We start from the raw sequence: 419 nt of genomic DNA, 5'->3' as shown, positions 1-419 counted from the left end.
TGTTAAGATTTTGTCCATTGAAAATTGAATATCTATCAAACATTCCTAAACGTATGTAAAAGTACGTATAGAAATAGTAACAAGAAAATAAACCGAAAACGCTGTGAATATTTAATGAGTTTTCTAATTTTTGAAAAAATTAGGTTAAAACAAGTTACGAAGACGTTAAGGAAAACGTATGATTTTAGGAAATCATCGCAGTAGTCTAAGGACTACAAGAGGATTTGTCTAAATCACTAGTTTTCTAGTCTGAGTACGATTATAAGGTTAAGTTAATAAGGGCGCACGGTGGATGCCTTGGCACTAGAAGCCGATGAAGGACGTGACTAACGACGAAATGCCTTGGGGAGCTGTAAGTAAGCAATGATCCAGGGATGTCCGAATGGGGGAACCCGGCAGGTAATGCCTGTCACTCACTA

1 rRNA gene is annotated in these 419 nt (G+C 37.5%); it reads left to right on the top strand.

Annotation, left to right across the window (positions count from 1 at the left end):
- Window positions 1-265: 265 nt before the first annotated feature.
- A 23S ribosomal RNA gene (locus C1G53_RS09315) occupies window positions 266-419 on the top strand; the annotation flags it as partial.

Origin of the sequence: Streptococcus suis, assembly GCF_002960445.1 — a bacterium.
In the GTDB taxonomy this organism is placed as follows: Bacteria; Bacillota; Bacilli; order Lactobacillales; family Streptococcaceae; genus Streptococcus; species Streptococcus hyiners.
Note: the sequence above shows the minus strand (reverse complement) of the source record. Positions and strands in the feature narration are given on the sequence as shown.